The organism is Pseudomonas sp. TR47 (assembly GCF_044143025.1).
GTDB lineage: Bacteria > Pseudomonadota > Gammaproteobacteria > Pseudomonadales > Pseudomonadaceae > Aquipseudomonas > Aquipseudomonas putida_E.
The window spans coordinates 220,215-240,750 of the sequence record NZ_JBHFCS010000004.1 but is presented as its reverse complement, the minus strand read 5'-3'; the positions used below and the strand labels follow the sequence as shown (position 1 = coordinate 240,750).

Sequence of the window (20,536 nt, the reverse complement as noted above, 5' to 3'; positions counted from 1 at the left end):
TGCGCAGCACAGGCACCATCAGCCGAGTTGCCCGATCATCAACCCCAGCGCCACCAGGATCATCGCCGTTCCCGATAACCGCCCGACCCACTTCGCCGCCTCCGGCCGGGTACTCAGGACGGCTTTGGCGCCATAGCCGACCAGCAGATAGATCACCAGCGAACTGCACAGGTGGACCAACCCCAGCAGCAGGATCTGCACAGGCACCGGCCAGCTCGACTGTGGGTCGGTGAACTGCGGCAGCAAGGCCAGGAAAAGCAGGAACACCTTGGGGTTGAGCCCGCTCACGCAAAACCCCTTGAATGCCCAGCGCGAGCCGCTATCGCCTGCATCACCCGGCCCTCCTTGCGGCACCGCCGGGCTCAGTAACAGGTTGCCGCCCAGCCAGAGCAGATAGGTGCAGCCAGCCAAGGTCAGCAACAATAAGGCCAGCGGGTGCCCGGCAACCAGGCTGCCCACGCCAGCTGCAACGATCAGGGTTGCCAGAAAATGCCCGGACAGCATGCCTGCCACCGCAGGCATCACCCAGCGCCCGCGCATGCCGGCCGAGATGGCGTAAGCCCAGTCTGCACCGGGGGTGATCACGAACAGCAATGACACGGCCCAGAACGCCGTCAGCACACTGATTGCCACTTGAGTCTTCCTTCACGGGATTTGGAGTGAGGAAAGCGTACGGATTCCATCAAGGGATTATCTTTCGTATATTTCCCTTTCAGGCCTTATTGATGGAAGATTCTTCTCCGTGGACAGGACAGACCGCAAGATACTTGCCGAACTGCAAAAAGATGGTCGTTTGTCGGTTACCGAGCTGGCCGATCGCGTGGGGCTGAGCCTCTCGCCTTGCCATCGGCGGCTAAAGGCGCTGGAGGAATCGGGGGCCATCCTCGGTTACCACGCACGCCTGGCACCAAGCGCCCTGGGGCTGAACTTCGCCGCGCTGGTGTTCGTCACGTTGCGCGAAGTCACCCGTCAGCCGGTCGCGGATTTCGAGGCGGCACTGGGCGAAATTCCGCAGATCGTCGAGGCGCAGCGGCTGTTCGGCGACCCGGATTACCTGCTGCATGTCGTGGCAAAAGACCTGCCGGCGTTTCAGAAACTGTATGACGAACAGCTGACCAGCATTCCCAACGTGAAGCGCTTGAGTTCGACCTTGGTGATGAAAGAGGTGATTCAGGACCGGATGCTGCCGATGTAATTGCATGCACTTCAATCGGGCAGCTCGCACCAACACCGCACACCCGTTTGAACGCATACCTGCTCAAACCGGCCAAACCCGCGCCTCCCAGCCCGGTGGCGCGCTCTTTGCTACCACTGGCCCCTTAACCTTTTGTCAGCCTTAGGTTTTTTAAGGTTTATGGGCACATATTTACTAATTTCTCCTTCCCCCCGCACCCCGCATCATCGCTCCAACAAGAACGCGTCGCCCTTCGCCGGCACGCACCCGGGCAGCACCCGATGCCCAACCTTGCCTTGGAGTCAGTCATGACCAGTGCAGCCAATTCGGCACCCCTCATAGAAAAACACACGATCGGCTACGTGCCCCCGCAAGACCGCCATGGAAAGGTAAGGGATCTGTTCACGCTGTGGTTCGGCGGCAACATCGCACCGCTGCCCATCGTCACCGGCGCGCTCGGCGTGCAGCTGTTTCACCTGAACCTGCTGTGGGGCATCGTCGCCATTCTGGTCGGCCACCTGGTCGGCGGGGTGCTGATGGCGCTGCACTCGGCCCAGGGCCCGCAAATGGGCATCCCGCAGATTATCCAGAGCCGCGCCCAGTTCGGCTCGCTCGGGGCACTGCTGGTGGTGGTGATCGCCGGCGTGATGTACATCGGCTTTTTCGCCTCCAACATCGTCCTGGCCGGCAAATCGCTGCATGGCGTGGTAGACAGCGTGCCGGTACCGGTGGGTATCGTCATCGGCGCGCTGGGCTCGGGGATCATCGGCATCATCGGCTATCGCTTCATCCACGTGCTCAACCGCATCGGCACCTGGGTACTGGGCATCGGCATCGTGGTCGGTTTCGGCTACATCTTCACCCACGTGCAGAGCGACGATTTCCTCACCCGCGGCGGCTTCAACCTGGCCGGCTGGCTGGCCACCGTGTCGCTGGCGGCGCTGTGGCAGATCGCATTCGCCCCCTACGTGTCGGACTATTCGCGTTACCTGCCGGCTGACGTGAAGGTGTCTTCCACCTTCTGGACCACCTACCTGGGGTCGGCGCTGGGCTCGAGCCTGTCGTTCATCTTTGGCGCCGTGGCGGTGCTGGCGATACCTGCCGGCATGGACACCATGGACGCGGTCAAGCTCGCCACCGGCACCCTCGGCCCGATCATGCTGGTGCTGTTCCTGCTCAGCGTGATCAGCCACAACGCCCTCAACCTCTATGGCGCAGTGCTGTCGATCATCACCCTGATCCAGACCTTCGCCTACCGCTGGATCCCCACAGCCAAGAGCCGTGCGGTACTGTCGCTGATCGTGCTGGCGGCCTGCTGCGTGGTGGCGGTGTTCGCCTCGGCGGACTTCATCGGCCACTTCGTCGACATGGTGCTGGTGTTGCTGGTGGTGCTGGTGCCGTGGACCGCGATCAACCTGATCGACTTCTACGTGATTCACAAGGGCGACTACGACATCCAGTCGATCTTCAAGGTCGATGGCGGTATCTACGGGCGCTACAACCCGCAGGCGCTGACCGCCTATGCAGTGGGTATCGTGGTGCAGATTCCGTTCATGAACACGCCGCTGTACGTGGGGCCGATCTCCGAGCACATCAACGGTGCCGACCTGTCCTGGCTGGTGGGCCTGCTGATCACTTCGCCGCTGTACTGGTGGCTGGCGAGCCGCGACAGTGCCTATCGCCGTCGCCAGACCAGCGCCAAGCTCGCGGCCGCAAGCTGATCAGGCAGATGCGCCAGGGCCTGGCGCAATGACAATCGCCTGGAAACGGGCGGTTGTGACAGCTCAGGGCGCCACCCCTAATGTCACAGCATTGGCTCAGAAAATCCGGCATCAGGGTTTTGAACACCGCTCTAAAGCCATATAAAGCAGGTGTAACGAATCATCCCTCGTGCGAACAGTTAGCTAAAAGCCACTTCTGGCAGTTAAATGTCGTCGAGCAGGCACCTCTGGGGAGTCTGAAATTGGATGCTTGCGCTTGTGGGCGTACTTCACGTACTGCGTGAAAGGGAGGGGTGCTCTGACATGCTGACTGGCCGGCAGTGCAAAACTTTCCAGATCTTCTGCGCGTACGCGATAGGACCTATAGTTCGGAAGTCCTTTTTTTAACTCGACATTATTCATCGCGCTCATATATACATTTTTAGTGAGCTGATACCTGCCCGATGGTAAAAACTCAATGGGATTGCCGAACATGAATTCGAGCGAAAACGAGTCGTTACTCCCCTTATAGTGCAAATTCCATCGGCCGTAGGCATTGTGCGGGTCTGATCGCTTGTACAGCGTTGCCACATGGACCTCTGTGTGCGGGTTACTGTCGACAAATCCTTTTTTTACCTGTTGCCTGAGGTGCTCAAGCTGAGGCCGTAGGCTTTGCGGAAACTTTGCAGCCTTGAGCGTCACTACGTCTCGTTGGTGCCTTTCCAGGCGTGCCGCTGCCCAGGGGCCGTAACGGTTCCGACCGTCCGGATCGATGTAGTTGACAGGATCCCCTGCGCAATAGGCATAGGCATTCAGCCCTCCCACGCCAAATGGGCTCAAGGCGTCAGGGCTGGTGAATCTTCTGATTGGAGGTGCATACCATCGATGGCCATCCCCCAACGGATAGAAACCGCTCGCGGGATCAAGCTTCTGCCCAACGAACCCTATCATCGGCGCCCGTTGGACAATAGCGCAAGAGCCATAAGGCGAGTAGGTTATCTTGCAAGTCTCGCCGCCATCCGGTGCCGGCGTCTGTTTTCGATCAAGGTCGTTCACTTTGGCACCAAATTGTGCAAATTTTGTAAGCTACTCCAAAGTCCAACAAGCTGCCCACTGGCAGTTTTATCAGGTCACTCCTCCCCACCCACCATAGGTTAGGGGAGGTGACAATCGCGGAACAGTTTGAGCGATCAAGCACCTTCCGGCAGTAAGCTCCGGTCGAACATGAACGGCCGATCTCCCTGCGGCGTATATTGATACAACTGCTGCGGCCTGCCGAGCCGCGGCTGATTCTTCTCCCCCGTATCGCGCACCCAACCCAGCTCACGCAGGCGCTCCAGGCGCTTGCGCAGCGAGGTGCTGTTCACGGCCTGGCCCAGGCACGCTTGCACCGCCCCCAATGCATCGAGCACCGTGAACTTCTCGGCCAGCAGGTTCAGCGGCAGGCTGCTGTACACCGTCTTGCTCGCCAACCGTTCGCGGGCGCGCTCCACCAGCAGGTTGTGATCGAACGGCAGCAGCACCTTGCGGCCCAACACACTGTCCAGGTCAAAAAAGGCCAACTGGTCACCTTCGACCTGCTGCCGAGGGTCAAGCAAGGCCAGGTAATAGGTGCTCAACGACCAGCCGCGCGGGTCGCGGAAGGCATTGCCTTCGGTGCCTACCTGCTCCAGGTAACGCGGCAGCACCCGGGCCTTCTCGCCCAGCGCGCGCTCGGCGGCGGCCTCCAGGCTGGTGTCCGGGGTGCGGCCATTGACGAGCACGCCGGGCAAAGCCCACTGAGCGGCATGGGGCTCGCGCTCGCGGCGATGCAACAACACTTGCAGATGCTGGGCTTCGGGGGCCAGGCGCAGGGCGACGATATCGACGCTGGCCAGGACTTCGGCTGTACTCACTAAAAGGCTCCACTGCTCAATGACGCAATATTCCACCAGAGCGCTTAACTTGGGCAAGCATCGATAACTGCAGGACATGTGCTTGACACACTTATATCACCAGGTGAATTATATAGCCAGACCAGCGAGGAGAGCCCCATGAAAATCGCCAGTTTCGATGTCGACGCGCAAAACGGCTTCACCGCCAATGCCCCACAGGAATTGCCGGTGCCCGAAGGCAATGAAATCGCCGCCGACCTCAACACCATGGCCCTGCGCGCCGACCTGCGCCTGGGCAGCAAGGACGCGCACCCGGCCAATGCCGCGTGGGTGGTCACAGAACCTGGGCAAATGCTGCAACCGCTGACGCTGGCCAATGCCGACCTGACCTGGGTCAGCCACTGCGTGCCGGGCACGCCGGGCTTCGAACTGCTGCCAGGCCTGCCCGCCCCCATCGATTACGACTACTTCGTGTGGAAAGGCGTCGAACCCGACCTGCACCCTTACGGTGCTTGCTACCACGACCTGGCCGAGCGCCGCTCCACGGGCGTGATCGAATACCTCAAGGTGCAGCAGGTGGGCGCGGTGATCGTCGGTGGCCTGGCCCTGGACTACTGCGTCAAGACCACCGCCCGGCAGCTGCGCCAGGCGGGCTTCCAGGTACTCCTGTACTTGCCTGCCTGCCGCGCCCTGACCCAGGAAGGCGCCATCAGCGCGTGCGGCGCACTGGCAGCCGAGGGCGTCATCCTCTGCGGCGACGAGGCCGCGCTCGACCACCAGCTCTCTCTGATCAAGGAAGACCGCCCATGAGCGAAAGCGTTTTCGGCCCACGCATCGTCCAGAACCTGCTGGACACCGACTTCTACAAGATCACCATGATGCAGGCGGTGCTGCACAACTACCCCAACGCCGAAGTGGAATGGGAGTTTCGCTGCCGTAACGGCGAGGACCTCTCGCCTTACCTGGCTGAAATTCGCTATCAGGTGGAGCAACTGGCAGACGTCACAGTCACCCACGACCAACTGGCGTATCTGGAGAAAATCCCGTTCATCAAGCCGGACTTCATCCGCTTCCTCAGCCTGTTCCGCTTCAACCTGCGCTATGTCCAGGTCGGCCTGGATGACGCCGGGCAACTGGCGATCCGCGTGCGCGGGCCGTGGCTGCATGTGATTCTCTACGAGATCCCGCTGCTGGCGATCATCAGCGAGGTACGCAACCGCTACCGCTATCGCGAAGTGGTGATGGAACAGGTGGGCGAGCGGCTGTACCAGAAACTGGACTGGCTCAAGGCCCAGGCCAGTGCCGATGAGCTGGCGGGCTTGCAGCTAGCCGATTTCGGCACCCGGCGGCGCTTCTCGTACCGTGTACAGGAAACCGTGGTACATACCCTCAAACGCGATTTCCCGGGGCGCTTCGTCGGCACCAGCAACGTGCACCTGGCCCGCGAATACGAGCTCAAGCCCATCGGCACCATGGCCCACGAATGGTTCATGGCCCACCAGCAACTCGGCCCGCGACTGGTCGACAGCCAGGCTGCCGCGCTTGAGTGCTGGGTGCGCGAATACCGTGGGCTGCTGGGCATCGCGCTGACCGACTGCATCACCATGGACGCGTTCATGGGCGATTTCGACCTGTACTTCGCCAAGCTGTTCGATGGCTTGCGCCACGACTCGGGCGACCCGCTGGCCTGGGCCGAAAAGGCCATCGCCCACTACCAGAGATTGGGCATCGACCCGCAAAGCAAGACGCTGATCTTTTCCGACGGGCTGGATTTCGCCAAGACGCTTGGGCTGTACCGCGCCTTGCACGGGCGCATCAATGTGAGTTTTGGCATCGGCACCAACCTGACCTGCGATATCCCCGGCGTCGAGCCCATGAACATGGTGATCAAGATGACGGCCTGCAATGGCGCGCCGGTAGCCAAGATCAGTGACAGCCCAGGCAAGACTCAATGCCGCGATGAGAACTTCGTGGCGTACCTTAAACATGTCTTCAAAGTGGCTTGAGCACTGTCATATATCATGAGTGTCACGTACACAGCGCCATGAACCGCGCCGCCGCCCGCGAGGGCGTGGCCGCATGCGGCAGCAGGATGGAAAAGTGCCTGACCAACGGCTGCGGGGCGATATGCAAGCGCTGCAGTGCGCCACCCTCATGCCTGATCGACATCGCCGAAACGAAGCCGATGCCCATCCCCGCCCGCACCGCCTCCTTCACCCCTTCGACCCCGGCAATTTCCAAGGCTACGCGCATGGCCACGCCACTGCGCGCAAATGCCCGTTCAACGATCTGCCGAACCCCAGAGCCGCTTTCACGCAGCACCAAGGGGTAGCTGCCCAAGGCCTCCAGCGTCTGACCCGCCTGATTGGCCAACGGGTGAGCGCTTGGCACGATGGCGACGATTTCGTCCTCACGCCACGGCGTGACACCCGTGCCCAGCGGCAGTTCCTGCCCGGGCGGGCCTTCGATCAGGGCGATGTCCACACTGCCCAGCGCCGAGACGATCTCTGCGGTATTGCCGTGCAAGGTGCTCACCTGCACCTCGGGGTATTGCGCATGGAAGTCGGCGATCAGGTAAGGCAGCAGGTAGCTGGCGGGCGTAGTGCTGGCACCGATGCGCAAGGTGCCGCGCTCCAGCCCGCGCATGGCGTCGCGCAGAGCCTGGGCCTGGCGAAAGGTTTCGCGCAGGCGTTCGGCATGGGCCAGCAGTTGCTCGCCGGCCGCAGTAAGCCGCACGCCGCGGCCGGCGCGCTGGTACAGGGGCTCGCCGAATGCGTCCTGCAGCAGCTTGAGCTGGCCGGAGACAGCCGGCTGCGACAGATGCAAGGCCAACGCTGCATGGCTGATGTTGCCATGCTCGGCAACGGTGGCAAACGTTATCAGTTGTTCCGGGGTCATAAATGCAAAATATCAGCTAAGCGGATATTTGCCATCCTGAATTACAATTTTTTATAAGCTTATAACCAAATTAAAGTAGGCCCTGTCGAATCACTGTCCGGAGGACTCACATGGCCACGGTACCGTCCAACCCTGCCTTTGCCCCTACCCTTTCTACCCGAGGGCGGCTCAACGGCATCCTGTTCGTCGCATTGTTCGCGTTCGCCGTCACCCAACTGGCGGCCATGCCCGTCATCGCCAACCTGGGCATCAGCCCGCTCATCGTCGGCATCGTCGCCGGTGCCCTTTACGGCAACGCCCTGCGTGATGGCGTACCGGCCAGTTGGGCGGCGGGCATCAATTTCTCTGCCCGCGGGCTACTGCGCATCGCGGTGGCCTTCTTCGGCCTGCGTGTCAGCCTGCAGGAAATCGCCGAAGTCGGCTGGTCAGGCCTTGCGGTCTCGCTGCTGGTGGTGGTCAGCACCTTGCTGATCGGCCTGTGGTGCGGCATGAAGCTGCTCAAACTGGACCGCGACACCGCCTTGTTGACCGCCGCCGGCAGCGCCATTTGCGGCGCCGCAGCAGTGCTGGCCTTCGAATCGGCGCTGCGCAGCGCACCGCACAAGAGTGCCATGGCAGTGGGCAGCGTGGTGCTGTTCGGCACCCTGTCGATGTTCCTGTACCCGCTACTGATCAACAGCGGCTGGCTGCACCTCGATACCCTGGGTGCCGGCCTGTTCCTGGGCGGCACCGTTCATGAGGTTGCCCAGGTGGTGGGCGCGGCAAGCAATGTCAGCCCCGAGGCCACGCACATCGCCACCATCGTCAAGATGACCCGGGTGATGCTGTTGGTGCCGGTACTGCTGGTGGTGGGTGTCTGGATCAGCCGTACCCGGCTGCCGGGTCAGGCACAAGGCAACGGCCGCATCGCCATGCCCTGGTTCGCCTTTGGCTTCCTCGCGCTGGTATTGGTGAACTCGCTGCAGGTATTGCCAGGCAGCGTGACCCAAGCGGTCAACAGCCTGGACACCTTCGCCCTGACCATGGCCATGACCGCACTGGGCATGGAGACACGCTTGAGACAGATCCGCCAGGCCGGCCCGCGGGCGCTGGTGACCGGGGCGATTCTCAACCTGTGGCTGCTCGGTGGCGGGCTGGCGCTTACGCTGGGTGTGCAAAAGCTCTTCGCATGACTTATGGTGTTGTCAAAGAAGGATGTTTTACCTGCACAGGAAAGACTTAGATGCCCCAACGCCATGTCATCAATGCATCCGTCAGCCCCAAAGGCAGCCTGGAGACGCTGTCGCAACGTGAAGTCCAGCAACTGAGTGAAGCCGGCACCGGTAGCCTCTACACCCTATTCCGCCAGTGCGCCCTGGCCATCCTCAACACCGGCGCCCATGTCGACAATGCCAAGACCATCCTTGAGGCCTACAAGGACTTCGAGGTACGCATCCACCAGCAAGACCGCGGCGTGCGCCTGGAGCTGCTCAATGCACCCGCCGATGCCTTCGTCGATGGCGAAATGATCGCCAGCACCCGCGAGATGCTGTTCAGCGCCCTGCGCGATATCGTCTACACCGAAAGCGAACTGGCCAGCCAGCGCATCGACCTGGAAAGCTCCCAGGGCATCACCGACTACGTCTTCCACCTGCTGCGCAACGCACGCACCCTGCGCCCGGGCGTGGAGCCGAAAATGGTGGTGTGCTGGGGCGGCCATTCGATCAGCAGCGAGGAATACCAGTACACCAAGAAGGTCGGCCACGAACTGGGCCTGCGCAAGCTGGACATCTGTACCGGGTGCGGCCCGGGCGTGATGAAGGGGCCGATGAAAGGCGCCACCATCGCCCATGCCAAGCAACGCATGCACGGCAGCCGTTACCTGGGGCTGACCGAACCGGGCATCATTGCCGCCGAGGCGCCCAACCCGATCGTCAACGAACTGGTGATCCTGCCGGACATCGAGAAACGTCTGGAAGCCTTCGTACGTGTCGGGCACGGCATCATCATCTTCCCAGGTGGCGCCGGTACTGCCGAGGAGTTCCTCTACCTGCTGGGCATCCTGATGCACCCGGACAACCAGGACCTGCCCTTCCCGGTGGTGCTGACCGGGCCGCGCAGTGCCGAGCCGTTCCTGCTGCAATTGCATGCCTTCGTTGGCGCCACCCTGGGTGAGGCAGCCCAGCGCCACTACCAGATCATCATCGATGACCCGGCCGAGGTAGCGCGGCAGATGGTCGAAGGGCTCAAGGAGGTCAAGCAGTTCCGCCGTGAGCGCAACGACGCGTTCCACTTCAACTGGCTGCTGAAGATCGACGGTGGCTTCCAGCACCCGTTCGACCCGACCCACGCCAACATGGCGGAACTTGCCCTGCGCCGCGACCTGCCGCCGCATGAACTGGCCGCCAACCTGCGCCGGGCGTTCTCCGGCATCGTTGCCGGTAACGTCAAGGACAAGGGCATCCGCCTGATCGAGGAGCACGGGCCCTATCAGATCCGCGGGGAAAGTGCGGTACTGGAGCCGCTGGGGCGCCTGTTGCAGGCGTTTGTCGACCAGCACCGGATGAAGCTGCCCGGTGGCGCAGAGTATGTGCCTTGCTATCAGGTTGTGACCTGAGGACAACGGGGCCGCACTGCGGCCCATCGCCGGCAAGCCGGCTCCCACAGGGTTTGCGCTGAGCTTGAGAGCAGAGGGGTACGTGTGAGGGCCGATTGAAAGGCTACCTGACAGTGTTCATCTCGCTGCGGTCAACCAGGCGAATGCTGTTACGCCCGCCACGCTTGGACTGATACAGCGCCACATCACCCTGCTCGATCAACGCCGCCAGGCTCGCCGGCGGATGGTCGAACAGGTTGGCGCCAATACTCAGGGTCACGGCCTGCGGGGTCGGCATTGCCTGCTCGGCAAATTGCTGGAACTGGCTACGCAAAACGCCACCCAGCTCCACCACCCGCTCACTGCTGGCATCGCTGAGCAGGATGACGAACTCATCCCCGCCCAGCCGCGCCGCCAATGACCGCTCCGGCAACACCGCACGGATCATCTCGCTGAGCGTGACCAGCAGCCGGTCGCCCGCCGCGTGGCCATGCAGGTCATTGACCAGCTTGAAATTGTCGATGTCTATCAGCAGCAGTGCCCCAGGCCGGGCCGGGCTCACGTCCTTGAACAGGTGCGTGGCGCGGACTTCCAGCGCCCGGCGGTTGTACAACGCCGTCAACGGATCGCGGGCAGCCAGCCGGGCGATCCGCTCTTCACGCCGATAACGCACAGTACCGGTCATCGACAGGGCGATCAGCATGATCGCCATGGCCCCCTCGACCAGCGACACCTGAATGATCAGACCACCGAAGGTTGCCAGGTCGATCAGCGTGCCAGGCGTCACCGCGATGACCGCCTTGACCACATAGAACAGGCCATGGATGAGCAGTACATAACGCAACTGCACCGCCCCCACGCTCAACGACTTGCCGTGCGGGCGCAACAGCAGGCTGGCCTTGAGCGTGAGCAGCGCCACCAGCAGCGAGTTGACCATCAGCATGACCTTCGACCACTGAGGCCCCACGGGCAGCAGCAGCAAGGCAAACCAGGCGACGACGATCAGCAGCCAGCCCCATGACAGGCGGGCCTGGGTAAAGCGCAGCACCCCCAGCAGGAAGAACGCATGCGCCACCACCAGCAAACCGTTGGCGAACCAGATACCGATCAACAGCAAGCCGATCCCGCGCAGCAGGGCCAGGGTGGAGCCGATGGTGATGGTAGCGAAACCCGCGCTCCAGAACAGCAGCGAGGGTTCGCGGACGCTGCGCCACTCGATCGCCAGGTACAAGGCTGCGGCGGCAGCCAGGGCGATGGTGATGGTCAGCATCGTGGGTGGATCAAGCGCCATGAAAGGGTTGGCCTGTCTGGTTAACGTGGAAAACGGCTGATTGTATTCGTTTGCCATGACTTTTCAGAGAGGTAAAAACGGCTCACAACACCCGCTTGATCAACGGCTCCAGCCGGCTGAAACGCAAGCGGCGCAAGAACCTGCGCACTTCTTTGGGGTGCTCTGCCTTGACGCCCAATTCATGCGCCGAGCCGATCTTCGGTGCAAACCGGCGAATGCCCTCCAGTTCCACTTCCCGCGGCACCGTCCATTCGCCCTGCGGGTCGTCGATCAGCAGCCCGTTCTCCAAGTCCAGGTTGAACCCGCGCGGGTTGAGGTTGTTGCCTGTCAGCAACGAGTAACGCTGGTCGACCCAGACGCCTTTGGCATGAAAGGTATGCCCAGGGTCGTTCCAGATCCGAACCACCAGTTGGCCGCTGACAATGCTGGCATGGCGGCGCCGGGCAAAGGCGCGCAGGTTGTCTTCATACAGATAGGGCAACGCGCCACTGGCGCTGAACGGCTCACCGGGCGCGATATAGAAATCATTGGCGGTACGGTGGCCGACAATCAGTTCCACCCGCACGCCGCGGTCCAGGGCGTGGTCGATCTCGCGCATCACCACCCGGGGCGGGTTGAAATAAGGCGTGCTGATGATGATCTGTGACCGCGCCGCAGCCAGCAGCGCGCACACCGCGCGGTTAAGCGGGTTGCCACGGCCAACGCCGAGCAATGGCACCACCCGCAGGCCCTGCCCTGCAACGGCAGCCGGTGCGTCATACGCCATGCGCCGCAGCCGTGCACGCAAGCGGCGAATATCGCCGCGCAGGCTACGGTTGGTCGGTGGCGCCGGCAGGTCCAGGCGCGGCGTTGCTGTGTGGTGCAACAGCCGCCGTACCAGGCCGACCATGGCATCGGCCAGCGCAGGCGACTGGAACAGGTGGTAACGGTCCAGGCGGTAACGGTCGAAACGGTGCAGGTAGACGTTGTTCAAACTGGCGCCGGTATAGATCACACAGTCATCGATCACGCTGCCCTTGAGGTGCAGCACGCCGAACAACTCCCGGGTTTGCACCGGTACGCCATGGATCACCACGTCCAACCCACGCAGCTCCCGCTGGGCCTGGTACCAGGCGGCATTGCCCGGCTGGCGCCCGGCGCCCAACAGGCCACGGCGGGCGCGGAACCAGTCGACCACGATGACGATCTCCAGGCCCGGCCGCGCCGCCTTGGCCTGGTACAGGGCATCCAGCACTTCCTGCCCGGCCTCGTCCTCCTGCAAGTACAAGGCGACGATGACAATGCGCCGGGTCGCAGCGCCGATGCGCTCGAGCAAGCAGGCGCGATAGGCCGCAGCATCGGGCAACACCTGGATGGCCTGCGGCGCGATGGCGAAACCTGGCAGCGCCGCCAGCATGGATTCGGGGTTCAAATAGCTTCACCTTCTGTCTGCATTCAGGTCCATTCCTGGCCATCACGCCGGGGTGTAAGATCGACCGGGCAACGACCCATAACAACAAGAAACATGCGAGGCCTGTTTTCCACTGCCCCCGACGAATCACGCCTCAGCTTGCACAGGAAGATCGCAATGGTCCACCCCGTTTCTGCAATCGTCTCGCCTTGCCCAGCCAAGACCTTCGGTTTTCTGGTGCTGCCCAACTTCACCACCATCGGCCTGGCGTCGGCGGTGGAAACCCTGCGCATGGCCAACCTGGCCGCCCGCCGCCCCCTCTACCGCACCGTATTGCTCGCTGCCAGCGAGGCGCCGGTGATGGCCAGCAATGGCATGCGCATCCTGCCTGACCATGCCATCGCCGACGCCCCGCCGCTGGATGCCCTGTTCGTGGTCGGGGCCAACCCGATCGACCGCAGCCGAGGTAACCGGCCCCTGATCGACTGGTTGCGCCAACTGGCCCGCCAGCACGTACCGCTAGGGGGCATCTGTACCGGCAGCTACCTGCTGGCCAAAGCCGACCTGCTCAAAGGCTATCGCTGCACCATCCACTGGGAGGACATCGAGGCCCTGCAGGCGCATTTCCCCGGGATCGTCATATCCAGCCAGCTGTTCGAACTGGACCGCGACCGTTACACCTGCTCCGGTGGCGTTGCGGCCATGGACATGATGCTGCAGCTGGTCGCCCGCGAAGCCGGCGGCCAGGACATCGCCGCCAAGGCGGCCGAGTTGCTGCTGTGCGACCGTGTGCGCGGCGAGCGCGAACGGCAGCGCGTACCGTTGCGCACCTTGCTGGGCAGTGCCCAGCCCAAGCTTAGCCAAGTGGTGGCGATCATGGAGGCCAACCTGGAGGAGCCGCTGGCGCTGGAGGAACTGGCCAGCCTCAACGAGGTGACCGTGCGCCAGCTCGAGCGGCTGTTCCACAAGTATTTGCAGCGCACGCCCAGCCAGTATTACCTGGAGTTGCGGCTGTCGCGGGCGCGGGAATTGCTGTTGCGCAGCGACGTGCAGGTGCGGGAGGTGGCACTGGCGTGCGGGTTCAGTTCGCCGGCGCATTTTTCCAAGAGCTACAGCCGCTTCTTTGGCCTGTCACCGCTGGGGGAACGGCGGCAGGCATCGTTGCACTGATACCTCAGTCTTTGAGTTCATCATGGGCCGTTTCCCGGCACATCAACATGGCAACCAGCGCCACCAACGCTGCCGCCAGCAGGTACCCGGCCGGCGCCAGTTTGCTACCGGTCACATGAATCAACCAGGTGGCGATGAACGGTGCCGTCCCGCCAAACAAGGCGTTGGCCAGGTTGAAGCTCAAGGCAAAGCCACTGAAACGCACGCGGGTGGGGAAAATTTCCGCGAGCAGGCACGGCAAGGTGCCGTCGTTCATCGCCAGCATCGCCCCGAAGAAGATCTGGATCGCCAGCACCACCAGCAGCGGCTGGCCATCGAGCAGCTTGAACAGCGGCACGGTCAACCCCAGGAACAGCAGTGAAGCAACCACCAGCATGGTCTTGCGGCCAAAGTGGTCAGACAGGCGTCCCATCAGGAAAATCAGGCCAATGTAGGTGGCCAGCGAAACCGTAGAGGCGATGAACGAGTCACGCTCGCTCATGCCCATTTCATTCGACAGGTAAGTGGGCATGTAGCTGAGCAGCAGGTAGAACGCCACAGCATTGAGGCAGGTAACCCCGATACCGATGGCCAGGCTGCGGCGGTGCCGGCTGAGCAGTTCGCGGATCGGCGCCGGCGTCATGCAAGTCTTGCTTTCCAGCCGCTGTTCCATCTCCAGGAACTTGGGTGTGTCCTGCAGGCTCATGCGGATATAACGCCCCACCAGGCCGAACGGCGCCGCCAGCAAAAATGGCAGGCGCCAGCCCCAGCTGTGCAAGTCTTCAGTGCTGAGCAGCTCATGCAAGGCCGCGACGAATGCCGCACCGAACAACAGCCCGGCCGCGGTGCTGGCCGGCACGATGCTGGTGTACAGCCCCCGTCGGCCAGGCGGTGCGTATTCGGCGAGAAACGCCGCAGCGCCGGCATACTCGCCCGAAGCGGAAAAACCTTGCACCAGGCGGATCAGCAACAGCAGGCACGGTGCCCACAGGCCGATCTGCGCATACCCCGGCAGCAGGCCGATGCAGAAGGTCGAGATCGACATGATCAGGATCGACAGTGACAGCGCATTGCGCCGCCCATGGCGATCGCCAAAATGGCCCCACACCACCCCGCCCAGCGGGCGTACGAGGAAGGACAGGGCGAATACCGCGAACGTCGCCAGCAGGCCGCTGGTCTTGTCGGCTTGCGGAAAGAAGGTGGCGGCGATGATGGTCGCCAGGTAGCCGTAGGCCGCGTAATCGAACCATTCGACGAAGTTGCCCATGAAACTGGCACGGGCGGCCTTGCGCAGGGCCTGGCGTTCGGCGCCTTGGTTGGCACCGGCGAGGGTGGGAGCATTCAGGGTGGTGCTGGACATGACGGATACCCTCTGGTTCTTCTAATTGGAGGCAGGGTCTGAAGGTCATACAGTTAGTTGTTATTGTGTTGTTTGTGCCGGCCTCTTCGTTCGCGCAGAGGCCGGCACCTGTCATCATTTGCGAATGATGTTGCGCTCCGGTCCATACGGGAACTTGGTGATGTTCTCGGCACCCGTTTCATTGACGATCAGGATGTCATGCTCGCGGTAGCCCCCTGCCCCCGGCAGCCCTTCGGGCAGCATGATCATCGGCTCGATCGATACCACCATGCCCGGTTCCAGCACCGTATCGATATCCTCGCGCAGCTCCAGCCCTGCCTCGCGGCCGTAGTAGTGGCTGAGGGTGCCGAACGAGTGGCCATAGCCGAAGGTGCGGTACTGCAGCAGGTCATGGCGCAGGAAGATCTCGTTCAGCTCGCGGGCGATATCGCAGCAGCGCATGCCCGGTCGCACCAGCTTTAGCCCTGCTTCGTGCACCTCGACGTTGGCTTGCCACAGGCGCATGTGCTCGTCCGGGCAGTGGCCCAAAAACAACGTACGCTCCAGTGCGGTGTAGTAGCCGGCGATCATGGGGAAGCAGTTGAGGCTGAGAATGTCGCCCGGGTTGACCTTGCGGCTGGTCACCGGGTTGTGCGCACCGTCAGTGTTGAGCCCCGACTGGAACCAGGTCCAGGTGTCCATCAACTCGCTGTCGGGGAAACTACGGGCGATCTCGCGGACCATCGCCTGGGTGGCATGCAGTGCCACTTCATATTCCGGCACCTGGTCCTGCAGCGCCTCGACCACCGCCGCACCGCCAATGTCAGCCACCCGCGCACCGTGGCGAATGAGCGCCTGTTCTTCGGCGGACTTGATCATACGCATGCGCATGCAGGGCGCACCGATGTCCAGCAGCTCGGCCCTTGGGTAGCAGGCAGCGAGCTTGGCATGGTTCTGCAGGTTGAGGTGGTCGTACTCCACGCCGATACGCGACGCCAGCGGCAGCGCCTGCTGGATGGCCACGAAGTAGTTGTCGCGCTGCCAGTCGGTATAGACGATGTTGTCGGTGCCGACCGTGCGACGCCAAGGTTGGCCACCGTCGATGTTGGCGCTGATCGACACCACCTTGTCGTGGGTCACCACCAGTGCATAGGGGCGACCGAACGAACAGTAGAGGAAGTCGCTGTAGTAGTTGACGTTGTGGTAGGAGGTGAAAATCGCCGCCTCGATATCCTGCTCGGCCATGTAGGCCCGCAACCGGGCATGCCGGGCGGCATATTCCTGTGCGGAAAAGGTCGGTTTGGCCTTGTTGCCGTTGCGGATCTTCAGGGTCTGGGGCATTTGCATGGTCGGTGTTCCTTGTCGTTGTGAGCACGCTGTTTCAGGCCGGCCGCCTGAGATGCATTGCAGCAGAACGAACGAGGACGCTTTTGTACCTATCCGACCTGGAATTGGCGCGATGGCCACTGCCCCATTGCAAACAAGCCGGCCCCCACAAGCACTCCACCGCCTTCAGGCTTTGTGGTGTAACTGTGGGGGCCGGCTTGCCGGCGATTGGGCTGCAAAGCAGCCCCAGTCATCGCGTTTATTTCAAATCAAAACGATCCAGCTCCATCACCTTCACCCAAGCCGCAACGAAGTCCTTGACGAACTTGTCCTTGCCATCGCTGCTGCCATACACCTCGCTCAGCGCCCGCAACTGCGCGTGCGAGCCGAACACCAGGTCCACACGGGTGCCTGTCCACTTCACCTGCCCGGTCTTGCGGTCGCGGCCTTCGAAGCTTTCGTTGTCGCCCGAGGTGGCCTTCCACTCCACACCCATGTCCAGCAGGTTGCGGAAGAAGTCATTGCTCAGGGTGCCAGGCTGGTCGGTGAACACGCCGTCCTTGCTGCCGCCATGGTTGGCACCGAGCACCCGCAGGCCGCCGATCAGCACGGTCAACTCCGGCGCGGTCAGGGTCAGCAACTGGGCTTTATCCAGCAGCAGTTTCTCGGCCTTGACGCTGTAACGCGCCTTGGTGAAATTGCGGAAACCGTCAGCCAGTGGCTCGAGCACGGCAAACGACTCGACATCGGTCTGTTCCTGGGAGGCGTCGACACGGCCCGGGCGGAATTGCACGTTGCCAGCGTAGCCGGCATCCTTGGCGGCCTTTTCCACCGCGGCGGTACCGGCCAGCACAATCACGTCGGCCAGAGAGATGTGCTTGCCACCGTTGTTGAATTCACCCTGGATCTGCTCCAGTGCCGCCAGCACTTTGCCCGTGCCCTGGTTGGCTGGCCAGTCCTTCTGCGGCGCCAGGCGCAGGCGCGCACCGTTAGCGCCACCGCGCTTGTCGGAACCACGGAACGTCGAGGCGGCCGCCCAGGCGGTGGATACCAGCTCACCGACGCTCAATCCCGACGCCAGTATCTTGCTCTTGAGCGCGGCAATGTCCTGCTCACTGGGTAACGCTTGATCGGCCTTGGGCAGCGGGTCTTGCCAGAGCAGTTCCTCGTTGGGCATTTCCGGCCCGAGGTAACGTGCCAGGGGGCCCATGTCGCGGTGGATCAGCTTGTACCAGGCACGGGCGAAAGCGTCTGCCAACTGGTCGGGGTTGTCCTTGAAGCGCCGGGCAATCGGCTCGTAGATCGGGTCGAAGCGCAGGGCCAAGTCAGAGGTGAGCATGGACGGTGCGTGGCGTTTGCCTGGGTCATGGGCATCCGGCACGGTGCCAGCGCCTTTGCCCTCCTTGGGCTGCCACTGGTGGGCACCGGCCGGGCTCTTGGTCAGTTCCCACTCGAAGTTGAACAGGTTGTTCAGGTACTCGTTGCTCCAACGCGTTGGCGTAGAGGTCCAGGTCACTTCCAGGCCGCTGGTGATGGTGTCGCCACCCTTGCCGGTGCCAAATTTGTTGGCCCAGCCCAGGCCTTGCAGTTCAAGGCCGGCGGCCTCCGGTTCGGGGCCGACGTTATCAGCAGGGCCTGCGCCATGGGTTTTGCCGAAGGCATGGCCACCGGCGATCAGGGCCACGGTTTCTTCATCGTTCATGGCCATGCGGCCGAAGGTTTCGCGGATATCCTTGCCCGAAGCCACCGGGTCGGGGTTGCCTTCCGGGCCTTCCGGGTTGACGTAGATCAGGCCCATCTGCACGGCGGCCAGCGGGTTTTCCAGGTTGCGCTCGGCCGACAGGTCGCGGTTCTGTTCTTCACCATGCTTGGCGGGTTCGGCCACCAGGTCCCCCTGCCCGGGCGCCTGGGCCTTGACCTGGTCCTTGCCATAGCGGGTGTCGCCGCCCAGCCAGACCTTTTCCGAACCCCAGTACACGTCTTCGTCCGGCTCCCACACATCCGCCCGGCCGCCGGAGAAACCGAAGGTCTTGAACCCCATCGATTCCAGGGCGACGTTGCCGGTGAGCACGATCAGGTCGGCCCAGGAGATCTTGTTGCCGTACTTCTGCTTGATCGGCCACAGCAGGCGCCGGGCCTTGTCCAGGCTGACGTTGTCGGGCCAGCTGTTGAGCGGTGCGAACCGCTGCTGGCCAGAGCCGGCGCCGCCGCGGCCGTCACCGATGCGGTAGGTGCCGGCGCTGTGCCAGGCCATGCGGATGAACAACGGGCCATAGTGGCCGAAGTCGGCCGGCCACCAGTCCTGGGAGTCGGTCATCAAGGCGGTCAGGTCTTGCTTGAGCGCCTGGAAGTCGAGGCTCTTGAACGCCTTGGCGTAGTCGAAGTCCGGGTCCATCGGGTCGGACTTGGCGCCATGTTGGTGGAGAATCCTGAGGTTGAGCTGGTCAGGCCACCAGTCTCGGTTGGTGGTGCCGCCACCTGCGGTTTGATGGAACGGGCATTTCGATTCGTTCGACATCTGCTGTTACCTTTGGGTCGGTTATCCAGATTTCCGGTCTATGCCAGGTGTTCTTTGAGCCGAGCACATGGGCTCATGCCTACCCCTCATCAGGTCAGGTCGGTCACGTTCCGACAGGGGCTTGCGAAGCTGTCACGGCGTGGCGGCAGGGTCTTGCACCCAGGTGCTCTGACGCCGCCCGCAGGGGAATTCGCAGGGCCACGATCAAGACTAGTCGAGCTTGGGCAGACTTCTAATAGAGTGGCTATTGGAGGGTGATAGGTAGGCTCTGTCAGGTTTTCAGTCTGTCTCCCCTGCCGGCACATCCTTACAAGGCACAAGGGCCCGTGCCGTGCTTCAATACACCGCCAACCACCCAATTTTCTGCGTGAGCCAAGCCCCATGAACCGCAACGACCTGCGCCGCGTCGACATGAACCTGCTGGTGCTTTTCGAAGCCTTGATGATCGAGCGTAACCTGACCCGCGTCGGCGAAAAGCTGTTCATCACCCAGTCCACCGTCAGCGCCGCCTTGGCCCGCCTACGCGAACTGTTCGATGACCCGCTACTGATCCGCAGCGGCCGGGTCATGGAGCCAACTCCCCGGGCCATGCAGATCTTCGCCGAGCTGGGGCCGGCCATGGACGTGATCTCTTCAGCGATCAGCCGCGCCCGGGAGTTCGACCCGACCAACAGCTGCAACGTATTCCGCCTGGGGCTCTCAGATGACGCCGAATTCGGCCTGTTCCCGGCCCTGCTGCAAGCCCTGCGTGAAGAAGCACCGAACATCAGCGTGGTGGTGCGCCGTACCAACTTCCTGCTGATGCCTGGCCTGCTGGCCAGCGGCGAGATCTCGGTGGGCGTCAGCTATACCACCGACCTGCCGGCCACGGCCAAGCGCCGCAAGCTGCGTGACATCGGCGTGCGCGTATTGCGCGCCGACGGTCGCCCAGGCCCGCTGACCCTGGACGAATACTGCACCAGGCCGCATGTGATGGTGTCGTTTTCAGGAGACATGAGTGGCAACATCGACCTTGATCTGGCGCGCATCGGTCGTTGCCGCAAGGTAGTGCTGGCCGTGCCACAGTTCGGCAGCCTGCGCGCGCTGCTGCGCAATACCGAACTGATCGCAACCGTGCCGGACTACGCCGCCTGTGCCCTGGCTGACGATGGCAGCCTGCGCGCCGACCCGGCGCCGTTCGACATCACCGAGGCGGAACTGTCGATGGTATGGAGCGGCGCCCAGGACAATGACCCGGCCGAACGCTGGTTGCGCGAACGGATTCTGCAGTTCATGGCCAGGTAGCGCAGGCATGACACCTTT

General features: G+C 62.6%; 17 protein-coding genes. 8 read left to right on the top strand and 9 right to left on the bottom strand.

Features of this window, described 5'->3' with window-relative positions; genetic code table 11:
• Positions 1 to 18: 18 nt before the first annotated feature.
• The gene (locus ACEWE8_RS06685; RefSeq protein ID WP_046785472.1) at positions 19 to 633 is read right to left on the bottom strand and encodes a LysE family translocator; all 615 of its coding nucleotides are present in this window, start codon (positions 631 to 633) and stop codon (positions 19 to 21) included.
• A 109-nt stretch (positions 634 to 742) separates the two neighbouring features.
• Here ACEWE8_RS06685 and ACEWE8_RS06680 point away from each other — a divergent pair, with 109 nt between their 5' ends.
• The gene (locus tag ACEWE8_RS06680) at positions 743 to 1,195 is read left to right on the top strand and encodes an Lrp/AsnC family transcriptional regulator (RefSeq protein ID WP_039604202.1); all 453 of its coding nucleotides are present in this window, start codon (positions 743 to 745) and stop codon (positions 1,193 to 1,195) included.
• Between the two features lie 287 nt (positions 1,196 to 1,482).
• A complete protein-coding gene (locus tag ACEWE8_RS06675) occupies positions 1,483 to 2,895 on the top strand; it encodes a cytosine permease (protein WP_046785473.1) in 1,413 nt (470 codons plus the stop codon).
• Positions 2,896 to 3,078: 183 nt separating this feature from the next.
• On the opposite strand, the gene ACEWE8_RS06670 is transcribed toward ACEWE8_RS06675, so the two are convergent.
• Positions 3,079 to 3,930: an RHS repeat-associated core domain-containing protein gene (locus tag ACEWE8_RS06670; protein ID WP_223255093.1), complete on the bottom strand. Its 852-nt coding sequence runs from the start codon at positions 3,928 to 3,930 to the stop codon at positions 3,079 to 3,081.
• A 134-nt stretch (positions 3,931 to 4,064) separates the two neighbouring features.
• Positions 4,065 to 4,769: an NUDIX domain-containing protein gene (locus tag ACEWE8_RS06665; protein ID WP_046785474.1), complete on the bottom strand. Its 705-nt coding sequence runs from the start codon at positions 4,767 to 4,769 to the stop codon at positions 4,065 to 4,067.
• 138 nt (positions 4,770 to 4,907) lie between these two features.
• On the opposite strand from ACEWE8_RS06665, the gene ACEWE8_RS06660 reads away from it, so the two are divergent.
• Positions 4,908 to 5,558, top strand: a complete 651-nt coding sequence (locus ACEWE8_RS06660) for a nicotinamidase (RefSeq protein ID WP_039602273.1) — start codon at positions 4,908 to 4,910, stop codon at positions 5,556 to 5,558.
• Positions 5,555 to 6,754, top strand: a complete 1,200-nt coding sequence (gene pncB / locus ACEWE8_RS06655) for a nicotinate phosphoribosyltransferase (RefSeq protein WP_046785475.1) — start codon at positions 5,555 to 5,557, stop codon at positions 6,752 to 6,754. Before ACEWE8_RS06660 ends, pncB begins: the two co-directional genes overlap by 4 nt.
• Before the next feature lie 22 nt (positions 6,755 to 6,776).
• On the opposite strand, the gene ACEWE8_RS06650 is transcribed toward pncB, so the two are convergent.
• Positions 6,777 to 7,646 carry a LysR substrate-binding domain-containing protein gene (locus ACEWE8_RS06650; protein ID WP_012314132.1) on the bottom strand — a complete coding sequence of 290 codons (870 nt, stop codon included), beginning with the start codon at positions 7,644 to 7,646 and terminating at the stop codon, positions 6,777 to 6,779.
• 110 nt (positions 7,647 to 7,756) lie between these two features.
• Here ACEWE8_RS06650 and ACEWE8_RS06645 point away from each other — a divergent pair, with 110 nt between their 5' ends.
• Both ACEWE8_RS06645 and ppnN read left to right on the top strand, forming a co-directional pair.
• A complete protein-coding gene (locus ACEWE8_RS06645) occupies positions 7,757 to 8,818 on the top strand; it encodes a YeiH family protein (RefSeq protein ID WP_046785476.1) in 1,062 nt (353 codons plus the stop codon).
• 50 nt (positions 8,819 to 8,868) lie between these two features.
• Complete coding sequence (ppnN, locus tag ACEWE8_RS06640; protein ID WP_046785477.1) at positions 8,869 to 10,242, top strand: nucleotide 5'-monophosphate nucleosidase PpnN; 1,374 nt, start codon at positions 8,869 to 8,871, stop codon at positions 10,240 to 10,242.
• Between the two features lie 103 nt (positions 10,243 to 10,345).
• On the opposite strand, the gene ACEWE8_RS06635 is transcribed toward ppnN, so the two are convergent.
• Together ACEWE8_RS06635 and pssA are read right to left on the bottom strand one after the other, a co-directional pair.
• On the bottom strand, positions 10,346 to 11,512 hold the full coding sequence (locus ACEWE8_RS06635; protein WP_080952087.1) for a GGDEF domain-containing protein: 1,167 nt from the start codon (positions 11,510 to 11,512) through the stop codon (positions 10,346 to 10,348).
• A gap of 82 nt (positions 11,513 to 11,594) precedes the next feature.
• Positions 11,595 to 12,923 carry a CDP-diacylglycerol--serine O-phosphatidyltransferase gene (pssA, locus tag ACEWE8_RS06630; RefSeq protein ID WP_080952088.1) on the bottom strand — a complete coding sequence of 443 codons (1,329 nt, stop codon included), beginning with the start codon at positions 12,921 to 12,923 and terminating at the stop codon, positions 11,595 to 11,597.
• Between the two features lie 156 nt (positions 12,924 to 13,079).
• Between pssA and ACEWE8_RS06625 the strand changes: the two genes are divergently transcribed.
• Positions 13,080 to 14,072 carry a GlxA family transcriptional regulator gene (locus ACEWE8_RS06625; RefSeq protein ID WP_046785480.1) on the top strand — a complete coding sequence of 331 codons (993 nt, stop codon included), beginning with the start codon at positions 13,080 to 13,082 and terminating at the stop codon, positions 14,070 to 14,072.
• A 4-nt stretch (positions 14,073 to 14,076) separates the two neighbouring features.
• Here the strand turns inward: ACEWE8_RS06625 and ACEWE8_RS06620 are convergent, their stop codons facing one another.
• The 3 genes from ACEWE8_RS06620 to katG all read right to left on the bottom strand — a co-directional run bounded on the left by ACEWE8_RS06620 (position 14,077) and on the right by katG (position 19,234).
• Positions 14,077 to 15,411: an MFS transporter gene (locus ACEWE8_RS06620; protein ID WP_046785481.1), complete on the bottom strand. Its 1,335-nt coding sequence runs from the start codon at positions 15,409 to 15,411 to the stop codon at positions 14,077 to 14,079.
• A 114-nt stretch (positions 15,412 to 15,525) separates the two neighbouring features.
• Positions 15,526 to 16,737, bottom strand: coding sequence for a M24 family metallopeptidase (locus ACEWE8_RS06615; protein WP_046785482.1), 1,212 nt, complete (start codon positions 16,735 to 16,737; stop codon positions 15,526 to 15,528).
• A 238-nt stretch (positions 16,738 to 16,975) separates the two neighbouring features.
• Positions 16,976 to 19,234, bottom strand: a complete 2,259-nt coding sequence (katG, locus tag ACEWE8_RS06610; protein WP_046785483.1) for a catalase/peroxidase HPI — start codon at positions 19,232 to 19,234, stop codon at positions 16,976 to 16,978.
• Positions 19,235 to 19,615: 381 nt separating this feature from the next.
• Here katG and ACEWE8_RS06605 point away from each other — a divergent pair, with 381 nt between their 5' ends.
• On the top strand, positions 19,616 to 20,518 hold the full coding sequence (locus tag ACEWE8_RS06605; RefSeq protein ID WP_367903616.1) for a LysR substrate-binding domain-containing protein: 903 nt from the start codon (positions 19,616 to 19,618) through the stop codon (positions 20,516 to 20,518).
• The last annotated feature ends 18 nt before the right edge of the window (positions 20,519 to 20,536 follow it).